This window comes from Pseudomonas sp. CM27 (genome assembly GCF_013179515.1).
Classification (GTDB): domain Bacteria; phylum Pseudomonadota; class Gammaproteobacteria; order Pseudomonadales; family Pseudomonadaceae; genus Aquipseudomonas.
On the sequence record NZ_JABMCN010000010.1, the window covers coordinates 22009 to 42945 of the forward strand.

16 protein-coding genes and 2 pseudogenes are annotated in these 20937 nt (G+C 63.6%); 13 read left to right on the plus strand and 5 right to left on the minus strand.

Features of this window, described 5'->3' with window-relative positions; genetic code table 11:
* The first annotated feature begins 76 nt into the window (after positions 1 to 76).
* The 11 genes from HP547_RS02580 (at position 77) to HP547_RS02630 (ending at position 16310) form a co-directional block, all read left to right on the plus strand.
* A complete protein-coding gene (locus HP547_RS02580; RefSeq protein ID WP_172285432.1) occupies positions 77 to 1564 on the plus strand; it encodes a BcsE family c-di-GMP-binding protein in 1488 nt (495 codons plus the stop codon).
* Positions 1561 to 1746, plus strand: coding sequence for a cellulose biosynthesis protein BcsF (gene bcsF / locus HP547_RS02585; protein WP_172285433.1), 186 nt, complete (start codon positions 1561 to 1563; stop codon positions 1744 to 1746). Before HP547_RS02580 ends, bcsF begins: the two co-directional genes overlap by 4 nt.
* Entirely contained in the window at positions 1739 to 3358 is a 1620-nt protein-coding gene (gene bcsG / locus HP547_RS02590; protein WP_172285434.1) for a cellulose biosynthesis protein BcsG, read from the plus strand. The genes bcsF and bcsG overlap by 8 nt, the downstream gene beginning before the upstream one ends.
* Positions 3355 to 3573, plus strand: coding sequence for a cellulose biosynthesis protein BcsR (gene bcsR, locus HP547_RS02595; RefSeq protein WP_172228245.1), 219 nt, complete (start codon positions 3355 to 3357; stop codon positions 3571 to 3573). Before bcsG ends, bcsR begins: the two co-directional genes overlap by 4 nt.
* A complete protein-coding gene (gene bcsQ / locus HP547_RS02600) occupies positions 3570 to 4274 on the plus strand; it encodes a cellulose biosynthesis protein BcsQ (RefSeq protein WP_172285435.1) in 705 nt (234 codons plus the stop codon). The genes bcsR and bcsQ overlap by 4 nt, the downstream gene beginning before the upstream one ends.
* Complete coding sequence (gene bcsA / locus HP547_RS02605; protein ID WP_172285436.1) at positions 4271 to 6880, plus strand: UDP-forming cellulose synthase catalytic subunit; 2610 nt, start codon at positions 4271 to 4273, stop codon at positions 6878 to 6880. The genes bcsQ and bcsA overlap by 4 nt, the downstream gene beginning before the upstream one ends.
* A complete protein-coding gene (gene bcsB, locus HP547_RS02610) occupies positions 6877 to 9159 on the plus strand; it encodes a cellulose biosynthesis cyclic di-GMP-binding regulatory protein BcsB (RefSeq protein WP_172285437.1) in 2283 nt (760 codons plus the stop codon). Before bcsA ends, bcsB begins: the two co-directional genes overlap by 4 nt.
* The gene (bcsZ, locus tag HP547_RS02615) at positions 9159 to 10274 is read left to right on the plus strand and encodes a cellulose synthase complex periplasmic endoglucanase BcsZ (protein WP_172285438.1); all 1116 of its coding nucleotides are present in this window, start codon (positions 9159 to 9161) and stop codon (positions 10272 to 10274) included. Before bcsB ends, bcsZ begins: the two co-directional genes overlap by 1 nt.
* Positions 10262 to 13780, plus strand: a complete 3519-nt coding sequence (gene bcsC / locus HP547_RS02620; RefSeq protein WP_172285439.1) for a cellulose synthase complex outer membrane protein BcsC — start codon at positions 10262 to 10264, stop codon at positions 13778 to 13780. Before bcsZ ends, bcsC begins: the two co-directional genes overlap by 13 nt.
* Positions 13781 to 14076: 296 nt before the next feature.
* Positions 14077 to 14943, plus strand: a complete 867-nt coding sequence (dapA, locus tag HP547_RS02625) for a 4-hydroxy-tetrahydrodipicolinate synthase (protein ID WP_172225648.1) — start codon at positions 14077 to 14079, stop codon at positions 14941 to 14943.
* Between the two features lie 233 nt (positions 14944 to 15176).
* Positions 15177 to 16310 (plus strand): aminotransferase class V-fold PLP-dependent enzyme, encoded by a 1134-nt coding sequence (locus HP547_RS02630; protein ID WP_172285440.1) that lies wholly within the window; start codon positions 15177 to 15179, stop codon positions 16308 to 16310.
* A gap of 112 nt (positions 16311 to 16422) precedes the next feature.
* On the opposite strand, the pseudogene HP547_RS29435 reads toward HP547_RS02630, so the two are convergent.
* A pseudogene (locus HP547_RS29435) lies at positions 16423 to 16548 on the minus strand (IS630 family transposase); the annotation flags it as partial.
* A 460-nt stretch (positions 16549 to 17008) separates the two neighbouring features.
* Positions 17009 to 17845 (minus strand): RHS repeat-associated core domain-containing protein, encoded by an 837-nt coding sequence (locus tag HP547_RS02640; protein WP_172285441.1) that lies wholly within the window; start codon positions 17843 to 17845, stop codon positions 17009 to 17011.
* 340 nt (positions 17846 to 18185) lie between these two features.
* Between HP547_RS02640 and HP547_RS02645 the strand changes: the two are divergent.
* Positions 18186 to 18681, plus strand: a pseudogene (locus HP547_RS02645) (helix-turn-helix domain-containing protein); the annotation flags it as partial.
* Here HP547_RS02645 and HP547_RS29440 read toward each other — a convergent pair.
* From HP547_RS29440 to HP547_RS02660, 3 genes are all read right to left on the minus strand, one after another.
* Positions 18651 to 18827, minus strand: coding sequence for a hypothetical protein (locus tag HP547_RS29440; RefSeq protein WP_256676239.1), 177 nt, complete (start codon positions 18825 to 18827; stop codon positions 18651 to 18653). The pseudogene HP547_RS02645 and the gene HP547_RS29440 overlap by 31 nt on opposite strands.
* A gap of 197 nt (positions 18828 to 19024) precedes the next feature.
* Positions 19025 to 19501 carry a nuclear transport factor 2 family protein gene (locus HP547_RS02655; protein ID WP_172225656.1) on the minus strand — a complete coding sequence of 159 codons (477 nt, stop codon included), beginning with the start codon at positions 19499 to 19501 and terminating at the stop codon, positions 19025 to 19027.
* A 54-nt stretch (positions 19502 to 19555) separates the two neighbouring features.
* Positions 19556 to 20125, minus strand: a complete 570-nt coding sequence (locus tag HP547_RS02660) for a TetR/AcrR family transcriptional regulator (RefSeq protein ID WP_218583458.1) — start codon at positions 20123 to 20125, stop codon at positions 19556 to 19558.
* Between the two features lie 308 nt (positions 20126 to 20433).
* On the opposite strand from HP547_RS02660, the gene HP547_RS02665 reads away from it, so the two are divergent.
* Complete coding sequence (locus HP547_RS02665) at positions 20434 to 20928, plus strand: DUF1543 domain-containing protein (protein WP_172285442.1); 495 nt, start codon at positions 20434 to 20436, stop codon at positions 20926 to 20928.
* Positions 20929 to 20937 lie beyond the last annotated feature (9 nt).

The following is a 20937-nucleotide window of genomic DNA, read 5'->3' on the forward strand; positions in this document are numbered from 1 at the left end:
CGACAACGGTGTTTGTGTCACATTCCCCAGAAATCCGATTTATTTTTTTTGCAGAGCCAGTGTTTTGACGAATGGAATGCCGTTGTTGGCTATCCCCGGCTTAGGCGCCGAAAGCAGCCAGCTTCATCAACAAGGACTGTATTGGTTAGCTTGCGATGCCGCCGAAGACGCCATTTTGCTCTGCCGCCAGGTAATCGAAGGCATGCCCGATAGTGCACGCGGCGCCTTGATTGCCGATGCGCAAACCTTGGGCGACGTGCTGGCGGTGCTCGACTCAGCCAGTGGCCCGGCCGAGCTGGCGCTGTATGAATCTACCCCGCAGGCCATCTGCAACCTGGCACAGGACCTGCCCCGCCTGGATGCGGGCGAGCGCGTGCTGGTGCTGATGGCGCCGGCTGGCACCTGGGCAGGCGACGACGTCGAGCTCTGGTGCAATGCCCTGCGCCCGGCGTTGCTGGCCGAAGGTGCGCTGTTGCTGGTCATCAGCAGTGGGCAGGGCGCCAGTCTGGTGGCGCACCTGCGCGCATTCAACCAAGGTGTCGACGGCCTGGCGCAGCTGTATCGCGGCAAAGGCGGCGTGCGCTACTTGCAGCATTTCTGGAGCAACCTGCTGGGCAAAGCGGGTACCCGCGACGTGGAACTGGCGCGCCTTCAGGCAGGCTTTGCCGCTGCCCAGGCGCCGCAGGCAGCCGCAGATACCGGTGGCGACGAATTGCAGTACCTGGCCCAGCGCGCGGTACTGGAAGGTGCACCGGCCTTCTCCGAACACTGGGTGGTGTGTGAAGGCCCTGACGACCTTGGTGCCAAGGCCAGCCGGGCGGTTTCCGCCACGGTGATCTTCGCCATGGACGCCGGTCAACGGCTGGATAGCCTGGCGCGGCAGTTGCACCGGTTACGCCAGCTGCGCGGCAATGCCCTGAAGCTGGTGGTGCGCGAAATGGCGCCCACCCTGCGCTATCAGGACGAACAGCTGCTGCTGGGCTGCGGCGCCAGCCAGATCGTGCCGTTTGGTGCCAGCCTTTCGCGCTTCCTGACCATGGTCGAGAGCATCCAGGGCTACGTCTGGCGCCGGCGCTTGCCCGGCGACTTTGACGCCTTGCTGGCACGCTTGCGGCCGTTGGCCATTTGCGGGCTGGTCGCGCCACGCGCATTTGCCGAAGCCGTGCAGAGCATGTGGCACGGCGTGCGAAACGGCGAGATCGTCCACCAGCTGCTGGTGCTGCGCCCGGCCCCGGGCCTGAGCCCGCTGCAGGCCTGCTCGCGCGCCGTATTCCGCCGTGATGGCGATATCGCCTGCGTGGTCGGTGAAGTGCTGTTCCTGTTCCTGTTTGCCTGCCGCTCCGAAGGCGTCGAACAGGCGCTTGACCACATCTTCCAGTTGTCGTGCAAAGAGCTGTTCATCAGCCAGGAGGTGCTGGCCGGCATCGACAGCCTGGCCACCCCGGCGTTTCTCGATGAGCGCTTGCCACGGCCACCGCGCGACGATGCGGCGCAGCTGCCTGCACAGGCACGGCCAGCCCTGCTGCCACGTCGGGTCGGCCTGGGCAAGTGGGGTGCAGCGTGAACATTGCACAACTGTTGCAGGTGTCGGGCATCAGCGCATTGGTCACGTTGGCCCTGGCCCTGCTGGTGCTGCGCCTGCAGCGGGCAGTGCGCCGCTGGCTGCGCCGTCGCCTGTCCCCCCGTTACCTGAAACCGCTGGGCGTGCGCCACCGCGCCGCACGCCAGGAACCCCGCAATGACTAATACTTCAGCCTCCCTCCCGGTGCTGGCCCGATGGCCTGGACTGGGAGGGTGGAACTTCTATTTCCTGGCCAAGTTCCTGCTGGTCAGCCTCGGCATGCTCGACTTCCAGGCATTGCCCAACCTGCTGTTTGCCGCGTTTCTGCTGATCCCCCTGGCGGGCAAGTGGCTGCGTGTTGCCCGGCAATTGGCGGCCGTGCCCATCGGTATTGCGTTGTTCTATCAGGACACTTGGTTGCCGCCGTTCAGCCGCCTGCTGGCGCAGCCGGGGGTGCTCGATTTCTCCTGGGAGTACTTGCTGGAGCTGATCGGCCGCTTCGTCAACTGGAACCTGATGGGCGCACTGGCGTTGTTGCTGGTGGGTTACCTGTACCTGCGTCACTGGCTGCGCCTGAGTACCTTGAGCCTGCTAGGGCTGGCGTGGCTGGCTGTCGGCGGCTTGCCGTCGCTGGGGTTCAGCGCGGGCCCGGCGCCAGGCGCCGAGGTTGCCAGCGCCGCCGACCAGGTACAGGGCGGGGCAGTGGCCGACAATGCCAGCCTCGACAACTGGCTTGAGCGCTTCTTCGCCAGTGAGCGGGAGCGGGTGACGGCGTTCCCGGCGATCAAGGCCGATGAACAGCCCTTCGACTTGCTGGTGATCAATATCTGCTCGCTGGCCTGGGATGACCTGTCAGCGGTCGGGCTGCGGGACAACCCGTTGTTCTCGCGCCTGGACGTGGTATTCGACCAGTTCAATTCGGCCACGTCCTACAGCGGGCCCGCCGCGATCCGCGTGCTGCGTGCCAGCTGTGGCCAGTCGACCCATGCCGGCCTGTACCAGCCCGCAGCCGAGCAGTGCCTGCTGTTCGAGAACCTGGCCAAGCTTGGTTTCCAGAGCAATACCTTGCTCAACCACAGCGGCCGTTTCGACAACTTCATCGGCGACATCAGCCAGCAGAACATGCCACAACCGGGCCTGCGCAACACCGACTTCCCGCGGGCACTGGTCGGCTTCGACGGCTCGCCCATCGCCAGCGACCTGGACGTGCTGCGCCGTTGGTGGGGGCAGCGCAAGGGGGCTTCGGCCGAGCATGTGTCGCTGTTCTACAACAGCATCAGCCTGCACGACGGCAACCGCATCGTTACCGCCGACGGCGGCACCCGCGTGGCCGATTACGCCACCCGGGCCAATCGGCTGTTCGGCGAGCTGGGCAGCTTCCTCGATGAACTGGAGCGCAGTGGCCGGCGGGTGGTGGTGGCGATTGTGCCGGAGCACGGCGCTGCGCTGCACGGGGACCGCATGCAGCTGTCGGGCATGCGCGAGATCCCCACACCATCGATTACCCATGTACCGGTGGGGCTGAAGTTCATCGGCATGGGGCAGCCTGCCCGCAGCGAGCCGCTGCGGGTGACGGCGCCCACCAGCTACCTGGCGTTGTCCGAACTGATCTCGCGGGTGTATGCGGGCCTGGGGCAGCAGCAGGCGCTGGATGTGCCCAGCCTGCTGAGCGACCTGCCGGCCACCGAGCAGGTCGCCGAAACCTCCGGCGCACAGGTTGTGAACTACCAGGGGCGCGCCTACATGCGCCTGCAAGGCCACGCCGACTGGCAGCCCATTCCCAAGGAGCGCCCATGATCACTGGCACAGCAGACCCCTCCGAGCGTAGCGACGACATCGCCCAGCTGCGCCAGCACCTGGGCATGCCCGACCTGAACTACCAGGATATCTCCCTGTTGGTGGGTGTTCAGCAGGCCCTGCAGCGCTGGCCGTTACTCGGTGAAAGCTGCCGCGCCGGCGCCCAGGGCACACTGTACGCAGCGGCGCCGCCGCGTGAGGCGGTGTCGTCATGACCAGCCTGGCATTGCACGGTGTACGCGGCGGCCTGGGCCGCAGCGCGTTGCTGGCCGCATTGGGCTATGCGCTGCATGGCGTGGGGGAGCGGGTGCTGCTGGTCGACCTGTGCCCCAGCAACCTGCTGGGTCTGCACTTCAACCTGCCCCTCGACACGTGTGAAGGCTGGGCGCTGGCCGAGCGGCAAGGGCGGCCGTTCGGCGACGCCGTGTACCAGGTGCTCGACGGCCTGTGCCTGTTGCCGTTCGGCAATCTGTCTGCTGGCGCGCCGCCGCCTGTGCTGGACGCGGATGCATGGCGCGTGCGCCAGGCAGAGCTGGCCGGGCATTTCGACTGGGTGCTGTTCGACCTGCCGCAGTTGCCGGGCGATGGCGCTGGCGGGGTCAAAACCGATGTGCGTGTGCTGGTCGCCGAAGCTGAAATGGCCAGCCACCTGCTGCTTGGGCGGCGACCGGTCGAGCACTATGACCTGTTGCTGGTCAACCGCTACGACCCCGCCAGCCGCTTGCAAAGCGACTTGCTGATGGTTTGGCGCGACCTGTTCCGTGATCGCCTGCCGCTGCAGGTGGTGCACCGCGACGAGGCGTTTCTCGAAGCCTTGGCGTGCAAGGCCCCGCTGGGCCATTACGCGCCGCAGAGCCTGGCCTGCCGGGATGTGCAGAGCCTGGCGGTGCGTTGCCTGACGAGGCGCCAGTCGTGACATTGACGCCATTGTCGGCCTACGCCTGGTTCAATGCCCGCGGCGCGCGCCGAGCGGTCGCCTGGCTGTTCACCCTTGGGGTGTGGCTGGCGTATCTGTTCCTGCGTCTGGAATCGCCCGCCTGGCAGGCGCTGCTGGCTGAGCGCAAGCGACTGTACCCGCAGCTGGCGGGCAAGCGCCCGAGCCTGGGCGACCCGCTGCGGCTGCTGATTCAAAGCCTGTGGCTGCTGCTGCGGCGTCAGCCGCAGCCACGCCAGCCTGGCGCCGCACGCCGCGCTCTGGGCGCCTTGCGGGCGCAACTGTGGCGCATGCGGCAAGCGGCAAACCACTGCCGGAGCCTGCTGATTGCCAGCCTGCAGCAAGTCCCCGCACGTTACCGTGCCAGTGCCTTCAGGCACGGCGCGTCGGTACGCCTGCGCAACCTCAGCGTGCTCGCCCGCCGGGCGTTCTACGGCGTGCTGACATTGTGCGCCGTCAGCCTGGCCTTGCTGTGCGTGACCGAGCCCTTCGGCTACCTGGCGCAACTGGTGTTCATCTGCCTGTTGCTGGGCATCGCCATGCTGGTGCGGCACATGCCGGGCCGCTTCCCGACATTGATGCTGATCGTGCTGTCGACCATCATCTCCTGCCGCTATCTGTGGTGGCGCTACACCGCGACCCTGAACTGGAACGACAGCACCGACCTGGTGTGCGGGGTGATCCTGCTGGCGGCCGAGACCTACTCATGGTTCGTGCTGATCCTGGGCTACATCCAGACCAGCTGGCCGTTGCAGCGCAAGCCGGCGAGCCTGCCGGCCAACCCGCAGCATTGGCCGACGGTGGACCTGATGATCCCCACCTACAACGAAGACTTGTCGGTGGTACGCACCACGGTGCTGGCGGCCCTGGGCCTGGACTGGCCACGTGAATGCCTGCGCATCTACATTCTTGACGATGGCCGCCGCGAAGCCTTTCGCGCGTTCGCCGACGAGGTCGGGGTGGGCTATATCGTGCGGCCAGACAGCAGGCACGCCAAGGCCGGCAACCTCAACCACGCGCTGGGCGTGACGGACAGCGAGCTGATTGCCATCTTCGACTGTGACCATGTGCCGGTGCGTTCCTTCCTGCAGATGACGGTGGGCTGGTTTCTCAAGGACCCGAAGCTGGCGCTGGTGCAGACGCCACACCACTTCTTCTCGCCCGACCCGTTCGAGCGCAACCTGGGCTCGTTCCGCCGTCGCCCCAACGAAGGGGAGCTGTTCTACGGGCTGATCCAGGACGGCAACGACATGTGGAACGCGGCGTTTTTCTGCGGTTCGTGTGCGGTGCTCCGGCGTACCGCGCTGGAGAGCATCGGCGGCTTCGCCGTCGAGACTGTCACCGAAGATGCCCATACCGCTTTGCGCATGCACCGTCAGGGGTGGTCGTCGGCCTACCTGAGCCTGCCGCAGGCGGCCGGCCTGGCTACCGAGAGCCTGTCGGCGCACATTGGCCAGCGTATTCGCTGGGCCCGCGGCATGGTGCAGATATTCCGCACCGACAACCCGCTGTTCGGGCGTGGGCTGAGCCTGTTCCAGCGGGTGTGCTATGCCAACGCGATGCTGCACTTCCTGGCCGGCCTGCCGCGGCTGGTGTTCCTCACGGCGCCGCTGGCGTTCCTGTTGCTGCATGCCTACATCATCTACGCACCGGCGCTGATGATCCTGCTGTACGTGCTGCCGCACATGATCCACGCCAGCCTGACCAACTCGCGCATGCAGGGTAAATACCGGCAGACTTTCTGGGGCGAGGTGTACGAGACCGTGCTGGCCTGGTACATCGCACGCCCCACCACGGTGGCGCTGTTCGCGCCGAAGAAGGGCACGTTCAACGTTACTGCCAAGGGCGGCCTGATGGAGCAGGAACAGTTCGACTGGCGTATCGCCCAGCCTTACCTGTGGCTCGCGGTGCTCAACGTGGCCGGCCTGGGTTTTGCCGTGTGGCGCCTGTTCACTGGCCCGTCGGCAGAAATCGGCACGGTGATCGTCAGCTCGCTGTGGGTGGTCTACAACCTGCTGATCATCGGCGCCGCAGTCGCCGTGGCCGCCGAAGTGCGCCAGGTGCGCCGCGCTCACCGGGTACAGATGCAGCTGCCGGCGGCGCTGGTATTGGGCACTGGGCATGCCTTCCCCTGCACCCTGGTCGACTATTCCGATGGCGGCGTGGGCCTGCAGTTGCACCCGGGCCTGGTGCTGAAACCCGGGGAGCGGGTGCGGCTGCTGCTTAACCGCGGCCAGCGCGAGTTTGCCTTCCAGGCCTGTGTCACCCGTACCGTCGGGCAGCACGCGGGCCTGGTGTTCCACGACCTCAGCCCGCAACAGCGCATCGACCTGGTGCACTGCACCTTTGCCCGGGCCGATGCCTGGCTTGGCTGGGGCGCGCAGCATGAGGTCGACCGACCGCTGCGCAGCCTGGTCGATGTGCTCAAGCTGGGCGGGGTCGGCTACCTGCGCCTGATCGAACACATGCCGCCCTGGGCGCGTGCATGGCTACGCCCGCTGCGCAGCCTGGGGCACTGGCTGGCCAGCTACAGGCCACGTACACCCGCGCCTGTCCTTTCCATGAACCTTGTTGACCGAGACGCATGATGACTCGTTATCCCTCGCGTACCTGGGGCCTGGCGCTGGCGCTGTGCGCCGCCTTGTCCCAGCCCGCTGTTGCTGCCAGCGCAGCGCCGCTTGCCGAGCCAGGTGTACCCACGGTACCGAACTGGCCGGTTGCGAAAACCTTCGAGCAGCTCGGGCATGCGTCCGACAGCCTGCTGTTGGGGGTGCGCAACAGCGAGCAGATCGAGTTTGGCGTGCGTCGCGACCGCCTGGCCACCGATGCCACCTTGCAGCTGGACTACACACCCTCACCAGCCCTGTTGCCGAACCTGTCGCACCTGCGCGTCTACCTGAATGACGAGCTGATGGGGGTGGTGCCGGTGGAAAAAGACCAGCTCGGCCAGCGCGTACGCCGCCAGCTGCCGCTGGACCCCAAGCTGCTCAGCGACTTCAACCGGGTGCGCCTGGAGTTCGTCGGGCATTACACCGACATTTGCGAAGACCCGGCGCACAGCGGCCTGTGGCTGAACCTGAACCGCAAGAGCCAGGTGCAGCTGCATGAACAGGCACTGGCGCTGGACAACGACCTGGCGTATTTCCCGCTGCCGTTCTTCGACCCGCGCGACACCGGCAAGGTTGTGCTTCCAGTGGTGTTCAGTGGCTCGCCGAGCCTGGAGCAGCAGCGCGCCGCAGCGATCCTGGTGTCCTATTTCGGCAGCCAGGCCGGTTGGCGCAAGGCAACTTTCCCGGTGCTGTACAACCGCCTGCCGGCCCGTGGCGAGCAACCCACGCCCAGTATCGTGTTTGCCAGCAATGACCGGCGCCCGGGCTTCCTTGCCGACCTGCAGCAGTTCCCTCCAGTCGACGGCCCGGTGTTGCAGCTGATCGACCACCCCGACGACCGCTTCAGCAAAGTGCTGCTGGTGCTGGGCCGCAACGACGAAGACCTGGTCGAGGCAGCCTCGGCGCTGGCGGTGGGCAACAACCTGTTCCGCGGTGCCCGAGTGCAAGTGGAGCAGATGGCCGCGCTGCAACCGCGCCAGCCCTACGACGCACCGAACTGGACGCGCACCGACCGGCCGGTACGTTTCGCCGAGCTGCTCGACTACCCTGGGCAGTTGCAGGTCAGCGGCCTGCAGCCGCACCCGGTGACGCTGCAACTGAACTTGCCGCCAGACCTTTTCGTCTGGCGTAACCAGGGCATTCCACTGCGTACCTTGTATCGCTACACGGCACCGGCAGTGACCGACGAATCGCGCCTGAGCATCAGCGTCAACGACCAGTACATCACCAGCATGCCGCTGGTGGGCAATGACCGGCGCGGTGGCACGCTGGAGGAAATGCGCCTGGCAGTGCTGTCGGGTGACAACACGGCACTGACCGAAAAGTCGCTGGTCCCGGCGTTGAAGATCGGCGACCGCAACCGCCTGCGCTTCGACTTCAGCTTCGCCAGCACCCTGGGCAGCGCCCAGCGCGATCGTTGCCAGACCTCGCTGCCGGTGGACGTGCGTGCGGCGATCGATGAAAACTCGACCATCGACCTGTCCGGTTACCACCACTACATCGCCATGCCCGACCTGCGCGCATTCGCCCGCAGCGGCTTCCCGTTCAGCCGCATGGCCGACCTTTCCGAAACCCTGGTCATGGTGCCGGCCAAGCCCACGCCAATGCAGGTGGGCACCTTGCTCGACACAGTGGCCGGCCTGGCCGGGCAGATCGGTTACCCGGCACTGGGCCTGAAGCTTGCAGATGACTGGCAACAGGCGGCAGCGGCCGATGCCGACTTGCTGCTGATCGGCCACCTGCCGCAGGCCCTGAGTGACGCGCCCAACCTCGGCCTGCTGCTCAGCGCCCAGCGTGACTGGCTGCTGCAAGGCCGCAGCACCGGGTTGCCTGGCAGCCATCGTTTCGATACCGCAGGCGTTCCTGCCAGCAGCCGCGTGGCGGTGAGTGCGCAGGCGCCGATCGCCGCCATCACCGGCTTGCAGTCGCCATTCCACCCACAGCGCAGCGTGGTTGCACTGCTGGCCAGCAGCGACAGCGACTATGCGTTGTTGCGTGATGTGCTTGGCGACGTCGGCAAGCTCGACGCCGTGGCCGGTTCGGTGAGCCTGGTGCGCAGCAGCGGCGTGACCAGCCAGTTCGTTGGCGAGCACTATTTTGTCGGCGCCTTGCCCTGGTGGCTGTTGTTGTGGTTCCACTTGTCCGAGCACCCGGTGCTGCTGGCGGCGATCGCTGCCGTGAGTGTGGTGCTGTTCGCCTTCCTGCTGTGGCGGGCACTGCGTTGGGCTGGCCGACGTCGGTTGGGTGAGGCGGCCTGATGATGCGACCATTGCTGACAGGGCTGGTCGCCCTGGGCCTGCCTGTTTTCGCCAATGCCGGGGCGGCCTGCTCGTGGCCTGCCTGGGAGCACTTCAAGGCCGAACTGGTGAGCGTGGATGGCCGGGTCATCGACCCGAGTGATGCGCGCCTGATCAGCACTTCGGAAGGGCAGAGCTACGCGCTGTTCTTTGCCCTGGTCGGCAATGACCGTCCGGGCTTCGCCAAGCTGCTGCGCTGGACCAGCAACAACCTGGCCGAGGGCGACCTGGCCCGGCATCTGCCGGCCTGGTTGTGGGGGCGCAATGGCCAGCGCCAGTGGCAGGTGCTGGACACCAACAATGCCAGTGACGCCGACCTGTGGATTGCCTACAGCCTGCTCGAAGCCGGGCGGTTATGGGACGAACCGGCCTATGCGCAACTGGGGCAGCGGCTGTTGTGGCGCATCGCCGCGCAGACCGTACGAAAACTACCGGGCCTGGGCGTGATGCTGTTGCCGGGTGACTACGGCTTCGAGGATGCCAGCGGCAGCCGCCTGAACCCGAGCTATCTGCCGCTGCAACTGCTCGACCGCTTCAGCCTGGTGGACCCGTTGTGGGGCGAGCTGGCGGCCAACAGTCGACGTGTGTGGCTGGCTTCTTCACCCAAAGGCTTTGCCCCGGACTGGCTGTTGTGGACCCCGACCGGTGAACCGGCATCCGACCCGCAACACGGCAACGCCGGTGACTATGACGCTATCCGCGTGTACCTGTGGGTCGGCATGCTGGCCGAGGACGCGGCGCAGCGGACCGAGCTGCTGGCCCACTATGCGCCGATGGCGGCATTGACCCACAGTCAGGGGCGCCCACCCGAGCGCGTGGATGCGCGCAGCGGCGCCGCCACCGGGCATGGCCCGGCGGGCTTTTCGGCAGCGTTGCTGCCACTGCTGGCAGCGTCGCCCGAGCACGCGGCGGCGTTGGCGCAGCAGCGCCAGCGCCTGGCCGAACAACCGGTCGAGCCCAAGGCCTACTACAGCCAGGTGCTGGCGCTGTTCGGCCAGGGCTATGACCAAGGCCGTTATCGCTTTGCCGCCGACGGCCGCCTGTTGCCCGCCTGGAGCCCGTCATGCAGCGAGTAATCGGCGTGCTGATGCTGGCGGCGATCAGCTGCCAGGCCCTCGGCCAACCGAAGGATGCCAGCGAGCAGCGCCAGTGGCTGCTGGAGCAGGTTCGCCGCGGCGAAGCGCTGCACCGTGACGACCTGGTGCGCGATGCGCTCGGCCGCCTGCAGTTGCTGGAACCGCGCAACCCCGATGTGCTGCTGGCGGCCTTGGGCCTGGCGCTACGCGAAAAGAACAGCGCCCAGGCTGAACAGTTACAGGCCAGGCTCAGCGCCTTGGCGCCCGGCAGCCTGCAGGCTCGCCAGGCCACACGCCTGCTCCAGCTGCAGCAGCCCGAAGCGGCGCGGCGCTTGCAGCAAGCGCGGCTGCTGGCCGTTACCGGGCGCAACGCAGAGGCGCTGGCAGCGTACGAGCAGTTGTTCGCAGGCGAACCACCCAGCCTGGAGCTGGCGCTGGACTACTGGCGGGTGCGCGGCAACCTGCCAGGCCAGCGCCCGGCGGCGATCAGGCAGTTGCAGCAACTGGACCGCCAGTATCCCGGCAACGCCGGGTTGCGCCAGACCCTGGCCGGCTGGCTGTTTGCCGAAAAGCGTGACCGCGAAGCGCTGGCCCTGCTCGATGAGCTGGCCCGCGACCCCAACGCGCGGGATGCTGCTGCCCAGCGCGAGTTCGACTACCTGGCTGGGCAGTCGGTCAGCACTGCCAGCGCAGCGGCCTGGCAAGCCTTCCTCCAGCGCTACCCGGCCTCGCCACTGCTGGCGCAGGCCGGCCAGACCCTGCAACAGCAGCGCACGTTGCTGGCCGACCCGGCTTGGCAGGCGGGCCAGCGCGGCAAGGCGTTGGTCGACAAGGGACGCAACGCCGAAGCCGAAGCGCAGCTGCGCCGGGCGCTGCGCCAGTACCCGGATGACGCCAGCCTGCACGGTGCACTAGGTTACGCGCTGATGCGTCAGGGCCGCTATGAAGACGCCCATGCAGCGTTCCGCGCGGCCAGCGCGAAGGAGCAGGACACCTATTCGATCAGCCAGTGGAAGGACCTGGAGTCGTCCAGCCAGTACTGGGCACTGCTGAACAAGGGCGAGCGGGCATTGCAGGCGCAGGACTTGCCCGGCGCACGCGCGTTTTACCTGCAGGCGCGTCAGCAGCGGCCAAAGGATGAATACGCATTCCTGGGCCTGGCGGATGTTGCGCTGGCCGAGGGCAACGCCGCTGCCGCCGAGCGGCAGTTCCTGCAGGTACGGCGCATGGCGCCGGACAACGAAAGCGCCGTGCGCGGCTTGATGCGCGTGTACCAGGCACAGTCACCCGACAAGGCGCAGGCGTACCTGGACAGCCTGCCACCACGCCAGCAAGTGCAGTTCGCCAGCCTGCGTCGCAACCTGCAGCTCGCGCGGTTGAGGCAGCAAGGGGAAGCAGCCTTGCAGCGCGAAGACTGGGCCACCGCCAGCCAGGCCCTGGCCCAGGCTGCGAGCTTGGCCCCCGATGAGCCCTGGCTGGTCTACCAGTTGGCCAACAGCCTGCGTCAGCAGGGGCGCAGCGCCGAGGCCGATGCGGCTTTCGCCAGGCTGGTCCGGCAGCAGCCTGGCGACCCGGCCACGCGCTACGCCCATGGCCTGTTCCTGGAGTCCAGCGACCGCGATGCCCTGGCCCTCGATAGCCTCGCGGCGGTGCCGCCGGCAGCCTGGAACGCTGACATGCACGCGCTGCAGCAGCGTATCCAGCGGCGCCTGACCCTGGCCTCGGCGCAGCAGTTGCAGGCACAGGGCCGCGGTGCCGAGGCCACAACCCTGCTCGAAGCCGGCCTGGCGCGGGGTGAGGGCGGCCCCGACGACCTGATGCTGTTGGCCGACTGGGCAGCCGCGCGCGGGGAACCAGGGAAGGCGCGCGACTATTACTGGCGAGTGCTTGCCGTGCAACCCGGGCGACCCGAAGCGCGTCTTGGGGTGATCGAAAGCGCGGTGGCCGAAGGCAACCTGGCACAGGCCCGGCACATGCTGGGGGTGCAGGTGCCCCGGTTGGCCGCCGATGACAACAACGGCCAGCGGCGCCTGGCAGCGGTCTGGGTTGCCCTGGGCGAACACGACCAGGCGGCCAGGCAGCTTGATCAGCTTGCCGCGCAGTCGCCTCGCCCCGACCCACTGCTGCGACGCGATGCAGCGCGCCTGGTAGCGCAGACCGACCCGCAGCGGGCGCTGGACCTGTATGCCGCAGCGATGGCCGATGCACAGCTGCTGGATCGTGCTGGCGCAGCGCCGCGGGATGACCAGGCACTGACGCTTGCCAGCCGCGAGCAAGCCAGCGACGACTGGCTGGCGCGCAGCCTGCGCAGTGATGTGGATGCGTTGTACCGCCAGCGCAACACCCACGTGACCCTGATGCACGACTACGGCTGGCGCGAGGATGACGGTACTCCGGGCACGTCGCAACTGAGCACCCACTCGACCTTGCTGCATGTGGATACCCCCTGGCAGGACGGCACCGCCTTTGCGCGGGTCGAGCGCATCGGCATGGATGCGGGCGCGTTCGAGCAGAACGCGCAGGGGCGCTACACCCCGGATTTCGGCAGTTGCCAGTTTGTCGGCAGCAGCGCTGACGGCAAGGCGCTGCCCGCCTGCGAGGGCGGTTCGCAAAGCGCTGACGGCAGTGTCCTGGCGCTGGGTTGGCAGGGCAGCCGTTGGGCGCTCGACCTGGGCACCACCCAGGGCTACGCGATCAACAACTGGCTGGGGGGCGCGACGCTCAACGGCGACCTCGGCCAGGTCGGCTGGTCGCTGACCGCTTCGCGGCGGCCCATGAGCAACTCGCTGCTGTCGTTCGCCGGCGCCCGTGACCGCCCGACAGGTGTGCGCTGGGGCGGGGTCACGGCCAACGGCGCCACGCTCGGCCTGAGCTGGGACCAGGGCGGCGACAACGGGGTCTGGGCCAGCCTTGGGCACCATTGGCTGTACGGCCAAAACGTTGCTGACAACCAACGCACGCGGGCCATGGCCGGTTATTACCACCGCGTGGTGGAAAAGGCCGACGAGCGCGTGCGTGTCGGCCTGACGCTGATGCACTGGCGCCACGACAAGGACCTGGGCGGCTACAGCCTGGGGCAGGGCGGCTACTACAGCCCGCAGCGCTATACCTCGGTGGGTGTGCCGGTCAGCTATGCCTGGCGCAACTACGACTGGTCACTGTTGCTGGAAGGGTCCGTCAGCTGGTCCCAGGCCCACAGTGCCAGCAGCCGGCTGTACCCGGACGTACACCTCAACCGCAAGGTGCTGGCGCAGTATGCTGTCGACTCCAACCTCGACGCCATGACTGAAGCCAGCGACAGCAGCGGCTTGGGCTATCGCCTGCGCGGCCTGTTCGAACGGCGCCTGAGTGACCATTGGGTGCTGGGCGGCGGTTTCGACTGGCAGCACAGCGATGACTATGCGCCCAGCCATGGCATGCTTTACCTGCGCTACCTGTTCGAGCCGTGGCGCGGCAACCTGGCGCTGCCGGTGACACCGCTGGAGCCCTATAGCGAGTGGCGGTGATTGACTGGAAGGTTGACACCGGGCACACCGCCCCACCATTATCCAGCCATACCCACGCAACGGGCTTTCCAGCATGTCCATGACCAACCACGCCATTTCCGCTTCGGGCTTTATCGCCCAGGCAGACGCGTGTGTTGCCGTTGCCAAGAAATCCAAGAAACAGCCGCTCATCTGACCGAGGCGCGCTGTCTCGTCAGGTGGGCTGACGAGACAGAAGGCGCCAGGTATCCCTGCCAGACCACTTCCTCTCTTCGCCCTGCTGACGCTGACTATCGGTCAACATCAGGAGTTTTTGCATGTCGAATTTCCGTGGTATCTGGATCGCCTTGGTCACGCCATTGCGCGGCAATGAAGTCGACTTTGTCGCGCTGGAAAAGCTGGTGAACAAGCTGCTCGAAGACGGCGTCTCCGGTTTTGTGGTGTGCGGTACCACGGGGGAAGCGGCCGCGCTGTCCAAGGCCGAGCAGCTGGCCGTGCTGGATGCCGTGCTGGCCTGGGTGGAGCCGGGCAGGGTGGTGATGGGCCTGTCGGGGTACAACCTGGGTGAACTGCTGGCCTTCCAGGCGCAAATCCAGCAGCGCCAGATCGGCGGGCTGCTGGTGCCCGCACCGTGCTACATCCGCCCGTCGCAGGCCGGCATCGAGGGCTTTTTCAACACGGTGGCGGATGCCGCCAGCGTACCGCTGATCGTCTACGACATCCCTTACCGCACCGGCGTGCGCATCGAGCGGGAAACCCTGCGCCGTATCGTGCGCCACCCGCGCATTGCCGCCGTCAAGGATTGCAGCGGCGACAGCGAAACCACCCTGGCCCTGATCGAGGACGGCCACGCCCAGGTGCTGGCTGGCGAAGACCTGCAGATCTTCAACAACCTGTGCCTGGGCGGTGCAGGGGCCATTTCGGCTTCGGCGCAGGTGCGCGCAGACCTGTATGTACGCATGCTGCAGCAGGTCGAAGGTGGCAACTGGCTGGCCGCGCGCGGCACGTTCTATCAGATTCTGCCGTGGATCAGGCTGGCCTTCGCCGAGCCCAATCCGGCGGTGATCAAGGCGGCCTTGCACCTGCAAGACTTGATCAGTGACGAGCTGCGCGAGCCCATGCAGGCCTGCACGCCATTCACCCGGGGCAAGCTGCAGGCCGTGCTGGATTCGCTCGGTGCTTGAAGCGACCAGGGCAGGCAACGCCGCTTCTACAGGCATGGCCACGTTGCAACAAATGAGCAGCCTTGTGCTGCGAAGCGCCGCGCGGGCGGCGCCCGGTCTCATAGGCGCTGCATTTCTTGCGGCCAGCACTCGTCAGCCCTGATGCGCCCCAAAGCCAGCCCCGATCAATCTTGTCATTTGCCCAAGCTTAGGGCAGGGTCCTTAACACGGACATCTCTGCCAAGGAGTCACCCATGTCAAAGCTCTATCCCAGTATTGACCCTGAGGGGCTGGTCGAGTACTCGGTGGTCTACACCGACCGCTCGCTCAACCACATGTCGCAGGCATTTCAAGGCGTGATGAAGAACATCTCCACGACCCTGAAACAGGTCTACAACGCCCAGGCTGTTGCGGTAGTGCCGGGCAGCGGTACATTTGGCATGGAAGCGGTGGCGCGGCAGTTTGCCACCGGCCAGCAATGCCTGGTGATCCGCAACGGCTGGTTCAGCTATCGCTGGAGCCAGATCCTCGAAACGGGCAACATCCCGGCGGCCACCACCGTACTTAAAGCCCGGCCGGTCGAAAGCGGTCGCCAGGCTGCCTACGCGCCACCCCCGCTGGACGAAGTGCTGGCGGCCATTCAGGCGCACCGGCCGCAAATTGTCTTCGCCCCCCACGTTGAAACCTCATCCGGGATCATCCTGCCCGACGCTTACCTGCGCGCTGTCGGCGATGCCGTGCACGCGGTGGGGGGCTTGTTCGTGCTCGACTGCATCGCCTCGGGAACCGTCTGGGTCGATATGCACAAGTGCGCAGTCGACCTGCTGATCAGCGCACCCCAGAAAGGCTGGAGCGCATCCCCTTGCTGCGCCCTGGTGATGCTCAGTACCTTGGCTGTCGAGCGCATCGGGCATACGCAAAGCAGCAGCTTTGCCTGCGACCTGAAAAAGTGGCTGCAGATCATGCAGGCCTATGAACAGGGCGGGCATGCCTACCACGCCACAATGCCCAGCGATTCTCTGGCACGGTTCAACGAAGTGATGAACGAGATGCAGGCCTACGGGTTCGACAAGCTGCGCAGCGAACAACAGCTGCTGGGCGACCGGGTGCGCGCCATGTTGACCGGCAAAGGCATCAACAGTGTCGCCGCCGCCGGCTTCCAGGCCCCGGGCGTGGTGGTCAGCTACACCGATGATGCCGACATCAAGAGCGGTAGGAAATTTGTCGAGCATGGCCTGCAGATAGCGGCGGGTGTGCCGTTGCAGTGTGATGAGCCGGCCGATTTCCAGACCTTCCGCATCGGGCTGTTCGGCCTCGAAAAGCTGCACAACATCGAGCGTACGGTCAGCACCCTTGAGCAGGCTCTGGACGAAGTGATAGCGCCTTAGGCTGTTCAGCACCTTTGGGATCAAGCGCCGCGCGGGCGGCGCTTGATCCCATGGGCGCTGAGTCTTGTCCCGGCGGCAAATAGTGTGGTGTTTCAGAAGTACCACTGAAAAATCACTTGCCCAGCGCTCGTGCTGTACGAGCGACTGAGGCGAGAATATCTTCTACCTTGTTATGCCACCGAAACGGTTTCGGACTCTGGTTGTAAGTTTCCAGATAATGCTCAATCGAAGCTTCAATGCTGGCGAGTGTGTCGGAGAACTGTTAGTCGGGTGCTTTGAAGACCTGGGGCCCTATTGCCTGCCCCAGATTGTGCGTCGGATGCAGGAAGCCTGCCAAGATCACTGTCGACATGCGCGATGGCAGTTTCGATTACCTTGGCGGTGAGGGCGCGATAGAGCTGGCCATCACCTACGACTTGGGTTTTTCGTCGAACACGCAGTGCGGTGGCATGGTTTAACGAGCGACCGTCGTTTGCATCCGAATGACCAATGGGTAGGGTGCCCGCGCAGCCTGGATAGGTAGAATGAGTCTGCATCCGTGAAGAGGCAGGGAAGAACTAATCCTGGCTGTTTCCGAGGCCCTGCTATCCAGAGCCCCGGACTCTCTAAGTTGGTCGAAGATTACCACTCTTGACCGGCGGGCAGCGCCCGCGCCTGTGCGCGTATTTAAACTTTTCGCGCCATCATTCAATGCCTTTTCAAAATCTTTCCAAAAGATAATTTTGCTTAGAGCTTGGTAGTTCCAAATACCGGCGCATATATCCAGCGTATTTTGTCAAGTCCTTGACTTTAGATCGTGCTTGATGCCGGGGTTCATCAATGAAGCTGGTGAAACCTTTTAAGGGGAGTTCGGTTTTTTGCAATTGGTCTTGCAGATATTGAAGGTTGAATACGTCCGTGTTGTTTAGCCTTCCGTCGTTTCTATAATCTACTTTTTGCCCTTTGGAGATTGCGTCGAAATAATCCAGATACCTACTCATGGAATGTTTGTCTGCCCAAACGTCGATTTGATTTATAGAGGCGGCATTTTGCAAGTCCCCTGGCGATAGGTTGTTCACTATGTTGTCAAATATATCTGGATATATGGGCTCTATTTCCGTTAAAAATCTGAAGGCGCCCCTTTGTTGTTCTTGCCTACTAGGCACAGGACTAACGGTAGTTATAGGCTCGGCGTTAACCCTGGAATGCGCCATGTCTGACCGGTTAGGTCGCCCCCCAAAAAAGCCCTTGATTCTACTCCACAGGCTAACCGTTCCTGTCGGGTCGACACGGTTGACTGGATCTCCGGAGCAATAGGCGTACGTGTTTACCCCGCCGGCTCCAAAAGGGCTGAAACGATCTGGGCTGGTAAATCTCATCAATAGAGGGCTGTACTCACGATGACCGTTTCCCAAATGATATAAATTTGCCAGGGGATTGAGCAATGCTCCGTTAAAGCCAATCTTGAAAGTGCGTTGAGAAGGCAGTTTGCTATGGCCGTAGACGGTATAGTTGGTAAATGTGGTGAGAGAAGTATGTCGGCAGTCTGGTTTCATGGCTGTTCTTCTTGGGGTCTAAAGGATGAGGTGTATTGGTTTTTCATTTGGCGGTTCAAATGCTTTTGTTTTTAGGGTACAGCCTTAAGTGGTGATTCATAAGGTTTGATTAGTATTTGATATGGGGGTTGCGGACCCCGCTTGGAAACATGCCTTTTAAGTCCCAGCTCCGAATCTGCATCGCGGTTGAGGTGTTGGTCAACTGGCAGAATTACCAGTTTCTGCGCCAAAGAAATGCCGCAAACACAGCATGGAACAAGCTAGTGTGGTGTTTCAGAAATACCACTGAAAATTTGGCATAGCTCGGTAGAGCCCTACTCTTCAAGCGTTGTGTATCGACATGGGCCGACCAGCGACTGTCACTACCCTATCTGAAACTGAAAGTGCGGAGCCGCTACGCTGTGTCCAGCTCCGCAAAGGCGCCCAAGATGCACGTCTGCGGGCCGAAATAATCCGCGCTTGTGCAGCCGGCGATTCTGGCAATGACATTGCTCAGCGCTTGGGTACCACCAAGGATCGTATCGCGGTGGCGGCAACGTTTCGCTGAATTGGGATTGTTGGGTTTGAACGATGAACCCCGCTCTGGCCCGCCACGCACGATCTCGGATGAGCAGGTTCAGCAAGTAGTCAATCAGGTATTCCAAGGTAAGCCCGACGATTCCAGCCACTCGAGTACTCGCCGCATGAGCCGCGAGACAGGCCTTTCTCCTGCCAGCGTCATGCGTATCTGGCACGCGTTCGGGATCAAGCCGCATCTGGAAAAAACCTTCAAGCGTTCCACCGATCCGTTGTTTTTCGAAAAGGTTCACGACATCGTCGGGCTGTACTTGAATCCCGGGTCATCGATTGCGTACCAGTCCTCGTCGCTTGGCTTGAAGAACGTCGAGCTTTGCCAGTAGGCATTGCCGCCCACGGTGAACTTGCGGCGCCGGCGAATCCAGCCCTGCAGCCATTGGCTGTGGTCGCGATACAGGGCATGCATGTCATCCTGCCGGGAGATGCGGGCGGCAGCGGGTAGGGCACCTGGATCTTCCTGATTATAAGTGCGGATAAGAATTGATCGCAATTATAGTGATATCAAGGTGCTTTGCAATGTTGTCAGGTTCAACGGATAGGTGCCGAGTACGTGCCCCGGTAAGACCTGATCCTTTGCGTAAACAGCATCAGGTCCAGCATGCCTTACAGCCCCAGTTCAGTCAGGCCTGGGTGATCGTCTGGTCGGCGACCCAGTGGCCAGTGGAACTTGCGCTCGCTTTCCTTGATAGGCATATCGTTGATGCAGGCGAACCGGCGGTGCATCAAGCCATCCGCTTCGAATTCCCAGTTTTCATTGCCATAGGAGCGGAACCAGTTACCCGAATCGTCGTGCCACTCGTAGGCGTAACGGACGGCGATGCGGTTGTCGGTGAAGGCCCAGAGCTCTTTGATCAACCGGTAGTCCAGCTCTTTCTTCCACTTGCGAGTGAGGAATGCCTGGGCCTCTTCGCGATTGGTGGCAAACTCGGCGCGGTTACGCCATTGGGTATCCAGCGTGTAGGCGAGCGCAACTTTTTCGGGAGCGCGGGAATTCCAACCATCCTCAGCCAGTCGGACTTTTTCAATCGCTGATTCGCGAGTGAAGGGCGGAAGTGGCGGGCGAGCTTGTTCGTTGGGCATGAGGGTGCCTCCAATCATGTGGATCGTTCAGTGGAGTTAGCATTTCGTGCAACTTCAAGCGCGTGTGCGCTGTACTTCTTTTTTGAGCAAAATGTCGGCGACTTCTTTCGCGCTATCGAGCGCGGTATAGTCGCCCATTATGCGGGCCACGGTTATCGTGCCCTCTATAAGCACGAACAATTGCCTGGCCAGAACAATCGGATCTGTGACGCCTAAATCGCTGGTCAGTTCGAGGGTATAGTCAAGCAGCTTTTGTTTATGCAGCTTTGCGATCTGTCGAATGGGATCGTTTGCGTCGCCAATCTCCCCGGCAGTGTTGATAAAAGCACATCCGCGAAAACCGTCAGACTCAAACCAACGCTTGAGCACATCAAAAATGCCCAGGATACGTTGTTGTGGAGTTTGCGCTTTTTCGCATTCACCACGAAACCACTGCATCCAGCGTACATCGCGTGCATTCAGCGCAGCTGCCGCTACATCGTCCTTGGTCGCAAAATAGCGATAAATACTTTTACGTGCTACACCCGAGGTCTTTACGAGGAGGTCCATGCCAGTGGCGTGAATCCCGTTTTCGTAAATCAGCTTCTCGGCAGTAGCCAGAATCTTTTCGCGTGTATCGGTCATTGGCTTATCCATGTGGCTACGGTAGAACGATCGTTCTCCCTGGTCAAGCATTTGTTGATATCTTGGCGGCTCAGGCACCCGAAAGGTTGCCAGTATCCCTGAAAGCCAGGCCTATCAAGCCATCCCCTTTCTACCAACCCTGCAGTAAACGCCTATACCACCGTCATCTTTGACAAAGTGACCTGGGCCCCCGGTTCGCAAATAGTCGGCCAGCACGGCTCCCGCACGTGCGGCGCTGGCCTGGAGGTTGGTGATAAAGTTGCCGGAGCCGGCTTGTCTGGTAATGAACACGGTGATGGGGGTATCGAATGCTTTTCGTTGTGCTGCTCGGCGGTAAACATCCTCGGGCAAAAATAGAAGTGCACGACGTCGCTTTCGTCGTGGCCGACACGCTGGAGCAAGCCTACCCGGAGCTTCGTGACAGCTGGTTTGGCAGCCCCAAAGGCATGCACATCGACGCGTGGATGGCCATCGATGGTGTCGAGGGCTGGCGCGTGGAATTCAGCACCTTGGCGCCATTGCCGGATGCGCCTCGCCTTTACTTCATCAACCTGGGTGGCTACGAGTCACAGACTTTCGGCGAAGCGCATCATTATCTGTTGGTCGTGGCCAGGGACAAGCGGGAGGCCAAGGCAAAAGGCAAGCGGCAGATCCTGCTGCATTGGGCTCAAGCCCACACCGATGCGGTGCTGGATGTTGATGACTGTTTGCCAATCGATCAGGTCGGTGGGCGATATGTGCACCTGGTCGAAGGGCCACATGCCGGGATCGTGCAGCGCAACGCTTACATCGTGCTTACCTAGGCTGGGCAC